This window comes from Rhodovulum sp. (assembly GCF_011048875.1).
Taxonomy (GTDB): Bacteria; Pseudomonadota; Alphaproteobacteria; order Rhodobacterales; family Rhodobacteraceae; genus Rhodovulum; species Rhodovulum tesquicola.
In genome coordinates this window covers 1-8,807 of the sequence record NZ_DSDD01000126.1, presented here as the reverse complement: position 1 = coordinate 8,807, position 8,807 = coordinate 1, and the positions used below count along the sequence as shown (strand labels likewise).

Annotated in this window: 9 protein-coding genes and 3 pseudogenes; 10 read left to right on the top strand and 2 right to left on the bottom strand. The window is 70.4% G+C overall.

What is annotated here, in order from left to right:
- On the bottom strand, positions 1-623 hold a 623-nt coding region (locus ENN83_RS04300; RefSeq protein WP_287184423.1), incomplete at its 3' end, for an RES family NAD+ phosphorylase.
- On the bottom strand, positions 620-1,033 hold the full coding sequence (locus ENN83_RS04295) for an MbcA/ParS/Xre antitoxin family protein (RefSeq protein ID WP_287184421.1): 414 nt from the start codon (positions 1,031-1,033) through the stop codon (positions 620-622). The genes ENN83_RS04295 and ENN83_RS04300, both read right to left, overlap by 4 nt.
- A 279-nt stretch (positions 1,034-1,312) precedes the next feature.
- On the opposite strand from ENN83_RS04295, the pseudogene trbB reads away from it, so the two are divergent.
- The 10 genes and pseudogenes from trbB to ENN83_RS17105 all read left to right on the top strand — a co-directional run.
- Positions 1,313-2,259 (top strand): annotated as a pseudogene (gene trbB, locus ENN83_RS04290) (P-type conjugative transfer ATPase TrbB).
- Positions 2,256-2,582 (top strand): annotated as a pseudogene (locus ENN83_RS04285) (TrbC/VirB2 family protein); the annotation flags it as partial. The pseudogenes trbB and ENN83_RS04285, both read left to right, overlap by 4 nt.
- 8 nt (positions 2,583-2,590) lie before the next feature.
- Positions 2,591-2,872, top strand: coding sequence for a VirB3 family type IV secretion system protein (locus ENN83_RS04280; RefSeq protein ID WP_287184418.1), 282 nt, complete (start codon positions 2,591-2,593; stop codon positions 2,870-2,872).
- A 10-nt stretch (positions 2,873-2,882) separates the two neighbouring features.
- A complete protein-coding gene (locus ENN83_RS04275; RefSeq protein ID WP_287184415.1) occupies positions 2,883-4,826 on the top strand; it encodes a hypothetical protein in 1,944 nt (647 codons plus the stop codon).
- Entirely contained in the window at positions 4,823-5,596 is a 774-nt protein-coding gene (gene trbJ, locus ENN83_RS04270) for a P-type conjugative transfer protein TrbJ (protein ID WP_287184413.1), read from the top strand. Before ENN83_RS04275 ends, trbJ begins: the two co-directional genes overlap by 4 nt.
- 13 nt (positions 5,597-5,609) lie before the next feature.
- The gene (trbK-alt, locus tag ENN83_RS04265; protein WP_287184410.1) at positions 5,610-5,879 is read left to right on the top strand and encodes a putative entry exclusion protein TrbK-alt; all 270 of its coding nucleotides are present in this window, start codon (positions 5,610-5,612) and stop codon (positions 5,877-5,879) included.
- Between the two features lie 3 nt (positions 5,880-5,882).
- Positions 5,883-7,235, top strand: a complete 1,353-nt coding sequence (gene trbL / locus ENN83_RS04260; RefSeq protein ID WP_287184407.1) for a P-type conjugative transfer protein TrbL — start codon at positions 5,883-5,885, stop codon at positions 7,233-7,235.
- Positions 7,232-7,682: pseudogene (trbF, locus tag ENN83_RS04255) on the top strand (conjugal transfer protein TrbF); the annotation flags it as partial. The gene trbL and the pseudogene trbF, both read left to right, overlap by 4 nt.
- Positions 7,662-8,753 carry a TrbI/VirB10 family protein gene (locus ENN83_RS04250; RefSeq protein ID WP_287184425.1) on the top strand — a complete coding sequence of 364 codons (1,092 nt, stop codon included), beginning with the start codon at positions 7,662-7,664 and terminating at the stop codon, positions 8,751-8,753. The pseudogene trbF and the gene ENN83_RS04250, both read left to right, overlap by 21 nt.
- A 1-nt stretch (position 8,754) precedes the next feature.
- Positions 8,755-8,807 (top strand): DUF2274 domain-containing protein (locus ENN83_RS17105; RefSeq protein ID WP_414707618.1); only part of this gene is annotated, 53 nt, incomplete at its 3' end.

Sequence of the window (8,807 nt, the reverse complement as noted above, 5' to 3'; positions counted from 1 at the left end):
TGGTACGCGAAATGCCCGCCCTGCGTCGGGATCGGGATCACGTCGGGCCAGAACACCCCGATGCACTGGCCGCCCGGGTAGCGGATGCTGGGCCAGGCGATGCCGTTCGATCCGGCAGCGCGGCGCTCGGCGCCGAAGATCTGCGAGGGGCGGTAGTCGTCGGGATCGAGCAGATCAGCGCGGCCGGTGGCGTCGTCGAGATCGGCATCCACGGACCCGATCAGCTCGCGGAATTGCGATGTCCAGCCGGGGGCTTCCTCCGTGGCGCGCATGAAGCGGGCGTGGTGGTGGATGGTTTCGGCGATCGCCACCTCGGTCCGGTCGCCGGCGTAGTAGAGCCCGAAACTGCCCTCCGAGAACCGCCCCGGCCGCAGCGGCGAGCAATGGACGAAGGGTGCCATGACCCAGCTCGCACCGGGCCCCGTAACGCGACGCGCGACCGGCACCTTCGACAGATCACCGATGCTGTCGCGGATGCACGGATTGAACTTGGCCTCGGCGGAGGCCAGCGCCTCCCAATCGGCGGGATCGGAGATGTCCTCGAACAGGTCGATGGGCAGGTGGATAGAGCGGATGATGCGGACGGTGCGAGGCCAGGTCACGCGGGCCGTGGGCACCGTCACCAGCCGCCCCGCTCGGCATCGAGATAGGCGCGCAGGTCGATCAGGTCGGTGATCTCGCCGCGCAGCATGACGTCCAGCGCGGACAGCCCGGCAAAGGCCGCGTTCGGCTTGCGGATCCACTGATACCCCCGCGCGGGGTCGGTGAAGATGGTGCGCAGCGCCTTGTGGATCCCCATCAGGATGGTCATGCGCGCGCGCAGGTCACGGTCGATCCGGCCGATATCGCCCGCCTTCCAGCGCGCCCAGGTGCGCTGCGCCATGTCGCCGAGAAGCACCCGCGCCTCGGCATCGCTCAGGCCCCAGGCGCGGAACAGGTTGATCGTGGCCCGCGCCAGCGCTGCGGCCCCGGCATCCGTGATCACGGGATGGTCGGGGCGGGCGGTGATCGGCTGGACGGTGGCGAACTGCATGGGTGTCTCCTTTAGCATCGATGTAACCATCATCTGCCAAAAGGCAATTCCCGGTGCGTGCGCCGGTCTGGTCCCGCCTGCGCCATGACGCCTCCAACCCTTTCGCCTGTCTTTGCACGCCAGAGCCCTACGCCCCTTGATGCGCTGTTGAGCGCCGCCCGTTTCCGGCTTTCTTGATGGACCCCGATCCAGGGCCGCCCCTTGGCAGGCCAGAACAGGAGCGGGGACAGCATGGCAGAGGTCGAACGGAGGCCGCAGGCGGGCGAGCGGGGGGCGCGGATGCTGCGCACCGCGCTCGGCCCCGTCATCGCGCGGGCGCTCGAAGACCCCATGACCCTTGAGGTCATGCTCAACCCCGACGGGCGGCTCTGGATCGACCGGCTGTCCGAGGGGCTGGCCGACAGCGGCGCCACGCTCTCGCCCGAGGATGGCGAGAGGATCGTCCGGCTGGTGGCCCATCATGTCGGGGCCGAGGTCCATACCGGGCGGCCCCGGGTTTCGGCGGAACTGCCCGGGACCGGTGAGCGTTTCGAAGGGCTGCTGCCGCCCGTCGTCACAGCACCCTGTTTCGCTATCCGCAAGCCCGCCGTCGCAGTATTCCGGCTGTCCGATTACGTCGCGGCCGGGATCATGACCGAGGCGCAGGCCAGTGCCCTGCGTGACGGCGTTGCCGCGCGGGCCAATATCCTCGTCGCGGGGGGCACCTCCACGGGCAAGACCACGCTGACCAATGCGCTGTTGGCCGAGGTCGCGCAAACCGCCGACCGCGTCGTGATCATCGAGGACACGCGCGAGCTGCAATGCGCGGCCCCGAACCTCGTGGCGCTGCGCACCAAGGACGGGGTGGCGACGCTCTCGGATCTGGTCCGCTCCGCGCTGCGCCTGCGTCCCGACCGCATCCCCATCGGCGAGGTGCGCGGGGCCGAGGCGTTGGACCTGCTCAAGGCCTGGGCACCGGCCATCCGGGCGGGATCGGGACGATCCATGCAGGCTCGGCGCTTGGTGCCCTGCGCCGGATGGAGCAGCTGATCCAGGAGGCCGTGGTGACCGTGCCGCGCGCCCTGATCGCCGAGACCATTGATCTGATAGCCGTCCTGTCAGGGCGCGGCAGCGCGCGCCGCCTCACCGAACTGGCCCGCGTCACCGGCCTCGGCCCCGCGGGCGATTACCACCTCACCCCGGCCGCCCCGCCTGCGGCCCCCGACACATCAGGAGACAGCCCATGACCCGAACCCTCCACTGCCTTTGCCGCCAGGCCGCCCATGCCGCCACCTTCGCCTGCGTCAGCCTGATGCTGGCCGCGCCCGCCCGCGCGGCGGGCTCGTCGATACCTTGGGAGGCGCCGCTCGAAGCGATCCTGCAATCCATCGAGGGGCCGGTCGCCAAGATCATCGCGGTGATCATCATCATCGTGACCGGGCTGACGCTGGCCTTCGGCGACACCTCGGGCGGGTTCCGGCGGCTTATTCAGATCGTCTTCGGCATCTCCATCGCCTTTGCGGCCAGCTCCTTCTTCCTGAGCTTCTTCAGCTTCGGCGGCGGGGCGGTGTTCAGAGCATGGAATCCGGTTTCGAACAGCCTGATGCCGTCACCGGCTTCACCGTCCCGGTCCACCGCGCGCTGACCGAGCCGATCCTGCTCGCAGGTGCCCCAAGGGCCTTTGCGATCCTGAACGGCACGCTTGCTGGCGCGATCGGTCTTGGCCTGCAGCTTTGTGCTGCGGGCATCGCGATCTGGCTGATCGGGCATCTGCTGGCCGTCTGGGCCGCGCGGCGCGATCCGCTTTTCGTCGAGGTCTGGCGGCGGCACCTGCGACTGCCCGGCCATCTGGACGTCTGAGGGCACCGCCATGATGCATCTTGCCGAGTATCGCCGCAAAGCCACCCGCCTCGCCGATTACCTGCCCTGGGCCGCGCTGGTCGCGCCCGGTGTGGTGCTGAACAAGGATGGCAGCCTGCAGCGCACCGCGCGCTTCCGGGGCCCGGACCTCGACAGCGCGGTCGCGGCCGAATTGGTCGCCGTGGCAGGCCGGATCAACAGCGCCTTTCGCCGCCTCGGCTCGGGCTGGGCGATCTTCGTCGAGGCGCATCGCCTGCCCGCCGCCGACTATCCCGACAGTCGTTTTCCCGATCCGGCCTCGGCGCTGCTGGATGCCGAGCGCCGCGCAGGCTTTGCCGAACAGGGCGCGCATTTCCAGTCGGCCTATTTCCCGACCTTCCTCTACCTGCCGCCGCCCGAGGAGGCCGCGCGCGCCGAGACCTGGCTCTATGAGGGCCGCGAGACCCGGGGCATCGACGCGGGCGAGGTGCTGCGCGGCTTCATCGACCGCACCGACCGGGTGCTGGCGCTGTTCGACGGGTTCATGCCGGAATGCCGCTGGCTGGATGACGCCGAGACGCTTACCTATCTGCATTCCACCATCTCGACCCACGCGCAGCGCGTGCGCGTGCCGGAAACTCCCGTCTATCTCGACGCGCTGCTGGCCGATCAGCCGCTGACCACGGGGTTGGAGCCCCGGCTGGGTGCGGCGCATCTGCGCATCCTGACGCTCTCGGGCTTTCCCACCGCCACCACGCCGGGGATCCTCGATGAGCTGAACCGCCTGGCCTTCCCCTATCGCTGGGCCACGCGCGCGATCCTGATGGACAAGGTCCAAGCCACGCGCATGGTCGCGCGCATCCGCCGCTATCCGGGGGCCCAGGTCTTCGCCTTCGATTTCGGGGGCTCGATCCGGGCCGCCATCCTCGCCATGGGCGGGGACTGGCATGATCTGGGCGGCGCGCTGACCGAGGGGGCAGAGGCCGGGGTCTATCTGCAACCCCTGGCCCGCATCGACGAGGGGACGGAACGCGCCTGGGCCGCGGGCTGGATCGCCGCGATCCTTGCCCGCGAGGGCGTCACCGTGACGCCCGAAGTGAAGGAGCATCTCTGGAGCGCGCTGACCTCGCTCGCGTCGGCCCCCATCGGCGAACGCACGATCACCGGCCTTGCGGTGCTGCTGCAATCGTCTGACCTGAAACAGGCCCTGCGGCCCTATTGCCTCGGCGGGCCGCATGGGCGGCTTCTGGATGCCGAGATCGAGGATTTGGGCACGGCCCCGGTTCAGGCTTTCGAGATCGAGGGGCTGATCGGCACCGCCGCCGCACCTGCCGTCCTCTCCTATCTCTTCCACCGCATCGGCGACCGGCTGGGTGGCCGCCCGACGCTTCTGATCATCGACGAGGGCTGGCTCGCGCTCGATGACGAGGGCTTCGCGGGCCAGCTGCGCGAATGGCTGAAGACGCTTCGCAAGAAGAACGCCGCGGTGATCTTCGCGACCCAGTCGCTGTCCGACATCGACGCGTCCGCCATCGCGCCCGCGATCATCGAAAGCTGCCCGACGCGGCTGCTCCTTCCCAATGAACGCGCCATCGAGCCGCAGATCACCGCGATCTACCGCCGCTTCGGGCTCAATGACCGCCAGATCGAGATCGTCGCCCGCGCCATGCCGAAGCGCGACTATTACTGCCAGTCGCGGCGCGGCAACCGGCTGTTCGAGCTGGGCCTCTCTGAGGTCGGCCTCGCGCTTTGTGCGGCCTCCTCCAAGGCCGATCAGGCCCAGATCGCCGCGATCCTTTCCGAGCATGGCCGCGACGGCTTCCTCGCCGCCTGGCTGCACGCGCGTGGCGCGGGCTGGGCCGCCGACCTGATCCCGGAACTGCCGAACCTCGAGACGGACCTGCAGACAGACCCGGCAACGCCGGACCCGGCATCCGATCCCAAACCCCAACCCGAAGAGGAGCCCCAACCATGACCCGCATCACCCATCTCGCCGGCGCCTCGACCCTGGCGCTGGCTCTGGCCGCGCCTACGGGCGTGACGATCCTCGCCCCCAGCCCCGCGCAGGCCTTCTTCGGCGGCTTCGGCCGGATCGTCTACGACCCGCGCAATCATGCCGAGAACATCCTCTCGGCCGCCCGGGCCATGGAGCAGATCAACAACCAGATCACCCAGCTGCAGAACGAGGCGCAGATGCTGATCAACCAGGCCCGCAATCTCGCGAGCCTGCCGCATTCCTCGCTTGCCGCGCTCCAGCAGAATGTCGATCGCACCCGCCAGCTTTTGTCGCAGGCGCAGAACATCGCCTTCGATGTTCAGGCCATCGACCGGATGTTTCAGGAGCAATATGGCGGCACCGCCATGGCCGCCCCCGAGGCCCAGCTTCTGGCCGATGCCCGCGCGCGCTGGGAGAACACGGTCGGCGGGCTGCAGGACGCGATGCGTGTGCAGGCCGGGGTCGTCGGCAATCTCGACGGCCAGCGCGCGGAAATGGCGGCGCTGGTGGGCGCGAGCCAGAACGCGGTCGGCGCGCTGCAGGCGGCGCAGGCGGGCAACCAGCTTCTTGCGCTGCAATCCCAGCAGATCGCCGATCTGGTCGCGGTGACCGCCGCCAATGGCCGCGCCGCAGCCCTGGCCGAAGCCGAACGCGCCGCCGCCGCCGAACAGGGCCGCATCCAGTGCGAGCGCTTCCTGACCCCGGGCGCGGGCTATCAGCCCGGCAGCGCCCGGATGTTCAACAACTGACGGGGCCGGGGCGATGGACGCGCGCAGCACAGCCAGCATTGCGGCGATCATCCTTGCCGCCGCCGCGCTGACCGCAGCGGCGGTGCAGATGACCCGCGGGGACCGCACCGCGCCTGCGCGCACCGGCCCCGCTCTGGCCCCGGCCGAGGATCCCCTGCGCGCCGAGCAGCGCCGCTGTCAGGCCATGGGCGAGGCCGCGGCGCGCGATCCCGGCTGCCTCGCGGTCTGGGCCGAGACGCGGGAGCGCTTCCTCGGCCGCCCGCCCGCGACACTTGGCGACTAGACCATGGGCGGCACCGGCGTCATCGACAACTTCCTCGGGGTCTTCACCGCCTATATCGACAGCGGCTTCGGCCTCTTGGGCAGCGAGGTCGCCTTCATCGCCACCACGCTGATCGTGATCGACGTGACGCTGGCCGCGCTCTTCTGGGCCTGGGGCGCGGATGACGATGTCATTGCCCGGCTGGTGAAGAAGACGCTCTTCATCGGCATCTTCGCTTTTCTGATCTCCAACTGGAACAGCCTCGCCGCGATCGTCTTTGACAGTTTCGCGGGGCTGGGGCTGCTGGCGTCGGGCACCGGCTTCTCGCCCGCCGACCTCCTGCGCCCCGGCCGCGTCGCACAGACCGGGCTCGATGCGGGCCGCCCGCTGCTCGAGGCCATCTCCAGCCTGATGGGGTTCGTCGCCTTCTTCGAGAATTTTATCCAGATCGCCTGCCTCTTCTTCGCCTGGGCGCTGGTGCTGCTGGCCTTCTTCCTCCTATCGGTGCAGCTTTTCGTGACGCTGATCGAGTTCAAGCTGACGACGCTTGCGGGCTTCGTGCTGATCCCCTTCGGTCTCTTCGGCAAGACCGCCTTCATGGCCGAGCGGGTGCTGGGCAACGTCGTCTCCTCGGGCATCAAGGTGCTGGTGCTCGCGGTGATCATCGGCATCGGCTCGACCCTTTTCGGGCAGTTCACCGCAGGTTTCGGCGGCGCGACCCCGACCATCGACGAGGCCATGGCCATCGTGCTGGCCGCACTTTCGCTGCTGGGCCTCTCCATTTTCGGCCCCGGCATTGCCACAGGTCTTGTCTCGGGCGGCCCGCAGCTGGGCGCGGGCGCGGCTGTCGGTACCGGTGTCGCGGTCGGCGGCGCGGCGGTGGCCGCCGGTGGCGGGGCGCTTCTCGCGGCACGCGGCGCGGGCGCTCTGGGGGCCGGAGGTCTTGCCGCCGGGCGCGGCGGGATCGCCACCGCAGGTGCAGCCTCGACCGCCTATCGCCTCGGCGCTATGGGTCAGTCGGGCGCAGGCAGTGTCGCCTCGGGTCTGGGGGGTGTGGCCACGGCCGCAGGCTCCGCTGCGATTTCGCCTCTGCGCAACGCGGCCGCCCGCATCGCCTCCGGCGCGCGCGCAAGCCATGCCGCCGGGACACGCGCCAGCTTCGCCGCCACCGGCGGCACCTCCTCCATGGGCAGCATCGGGGGCGCCACCGCGCCCACGGCTGCCGCCAACCCCGACAGCCCGCCCGCCTGGGCCCGCGCCATCCACCGCAACCAGATGATGCGCCAGGGCCTCAGCGCCGCCGGCCATGCGCTGCGCGCCGGGGACAGCCCCGGCGGTGGCGCTTCCGTTTCCCTCTCCGAAGGACGTCGCCGATGAGCCTCTTCAAACGATCCACCGCCCATTACGGCAAGACCCCCGAACCCGAGACCCCGTACCAGAAGGCCGCGCAGGTCTGGGACGAGCGCATGGGCACGGCCCGCGTGCAGGCGAAGAACTGGCGGCTGATGGCCTTCGGCTGCCTGATCCTCGCGGGCGGTTTCGCCGGGGCGCTGGTCTGGCAGTCGGCGCGCGGCACTGTTGTCCCTTGGGTCGTCGAGATCGACCGCCATGGCGAGGCCCGCGCGGTCGAGGCCGCTGCGGCCAGCTTCCAGCCCAGCGATCCGCAGATCGCCTGGCATCTGGCCCGCGTCGTCGAGGGCGTCCGGGGCCTGGGTCGAACGCCATTACACCGACGGCCAGCTCGCCCGTACCGAGCGCTGGACCGCGATCCTGCCGGTGGTCCTGCAGCCGCCGCGCACCGCCATGCGCCTGCGCGCCGATCCGCCGCGGGTCACGCGCCTCTCGCGCAAGGTCATCGCCGGGCTGGGCGTGGCCGCCGGCCTCGGCATCGGCGGCGCGCTGATCTATGCCCTGCAGGCCCCCGACCGCACCGGCGCGCCGACCGAGCTGATCTCCACCGACCGCCGCCAGCCCGCCGACGGGCTGCGCGGCCTGCCCACGAGCTACGAGGCCATCCCGCGCCTCGGCTCGCCGCTGCCGGGCGATCTCGGCGGTGCAATGCTCGACGCGCAGCGCAGGGGCCTGCCGGTCGCGCCCCCGCCGCTGACCCCGCCCGCCATGGACCCCGAGGAACAGGCGCGCCTGGCCGAGCTCGATGCCGCGCGGATGAGCGGGCTTTTCTTCCAGACCCGCGCTGCACCCGCCGTGCCAGGGATAATTCCCCCCGGCCTGACCGGCCCGGCACCCACACCGGAAACCGACGCGCGCCGCGCCTTCCTGAACTCCGCCGCCGACCGCCGGACCGTCTCCCCCGACCGCGTCGAGGCCCCGGCCTCGCCCTGGCTCCTGCAGGCGGGATCGGTGATCCCCGCCGCGCTGATCACCGGCATCCGCTCGGACCTGCCCGGCCAGATCACCGCGCAGGTGACCCAGAATGTCTATGACAGCCCGACCGGCAGCCTGCTGCTGATCCCGCAGGGCACGCGGCTCATCGGCGAATACGACGCGGGCGTCACCTTCGGCCAGCGCCGCGTGCTGCTGGTCTGGACGCGGCTGATCTTCCCCGATGGCCGCTCGCTCGTGCTCGAGCGCCAGCCCGGAGCCGATACCGCCGGGTATGCCGGGCTCGAAGACCGCGTCGATCATCACTGGGCAGGTGTCCCGCGCGCCGCGGGCCTCTCCACGCTGCTCGCCATCGGCGCGGAACTGGCGGTGGACGAGGAAGACCGCCTCGCCCGCGCCATCCGCGACGGCGCTGTCGGCACCATCACCGAGGCCGGTCAACGTATCGTCGAGCGCGAGTTCGAGGTGCCGCCGACCCTGACCATCCGCCCGGGCTTTCCGGTGCGCGTGCTCGTCACCCGCGATCTGGTGATCGCCCCGCAGGGAGGTTGAGATGGCCAAGCTGAAACTCGGACCAATCGCCGATGACAAGCCGGTGAAACTCAC

Bases quoted from the DNA above. Each gene is read 5' to 3' on its own strand.
- ENN83_RS04295 (WP_287184421.1), bottom strand. From the start codon at position 1,033: ATGCAGTTCGCCACCGTCCAGCCGATCACCGCCCGCCCCGACCATCCC.
- ENN83_RS04280 (WP_287184418.1), top strand. From the start codon at position 2,591: ATGGAATCCGGTTTCGAACAGCCTGATGCCGTCACCGGCTTCACCGTC.
- ENN83_RS04275 (WP_287184415.1), top strand. From the start codon at position 2,883: ATGATGCATCTTGCCGAGTATCGCCGCAAAGCCACCCGCCTCGCCGAT.
- trbJ (WP_287184413.1), top strand. From the start codon at position 4,823: ATGACCCGCATCACCCATCTCGCCGGCGCCTCGACCCTGGCGCTGGCT.
- trbK-alt (WP_287184410.1), top strand. From the start codon at position 5,610: ATGGACGCGCGCAGCACAGCCAGCATTGCGGCGATCATCCTTGCCGCC.
- trbL (WP_287184407.1), top strand. From the start codon at position 5,883: ATGGGCGGCACCGGCGTCATCGACAACTTCCTCGGGGTCTTCACCGCC.
- ENN83_RS04250 (WP_287184425.1), top strand. From the start codon at position 7,662: ATGCGCCTGCGCGCCGATCCGCCGCGGGTCACGCGCCTCTCGCGCAAG.